This is a genomic window from Treponema sp. R80B11-R83G3 (assembly GCF_054786115.1).
The window spans coordinates 1-470 of sequence record NZ_BDHF01000479.1 but is presented as its reverse complement, the minus strand read 5'-3'; the positions used below and the strand labels follow the sequence as shown (position 1 = coordinate 470).

Here is a 470-nt window from a genome sequence, read left to right as displayed (position 1 = left end):
CTAATCCACTATTACCAACATGAGGTATAAGTGGTAGAGAGTTTGGATCAGAAGAAACTCCTATATTACTCAATTCATAATCAATATTTTTCATAGAATTGATAATACGTTCTCGGAAATCTTGAGGGAACTCACGTTCACCCTTGAGATACAAACCAATTACTGAATTCATGTCACGAGGATCAACATTTATATTGTTCATATCGTTTGCAAGAAAAATAGTATCTTTACCCATATCTGAACCAAAGGCATACATTCTCTGCCCTTCTGCCCATTGAGCCAATTCTTCCAGAAATGGATGTTGGATTGCGTCTCTTTTTGAGGCGACAACAAGCTGATTTGGGGATAATTGAAACTTCATTTTATCTGTAAATTGAGTTGTCGTTATTTGTCCTTTCCCATCATTTCCTCTTTCAAATTTTTGTTCACCATTAATGATTAATTCTTCGTATTCAACTTTTTGTAATGAT

At 34.5% G+C, this 470-nt stretch carries 1 protein-coding gene; it reads right to left on the bottom strand.

What is annotated here, in order from left to right; translation table 11 throughout:
• On the bottom strand, nucleotides 1-470 hold a 470-nt coding region (locus tag ACYVRH_RS14565; RefSeq protein ID WP_461257582.1), incomplete at both ends, for a hypothetical protein.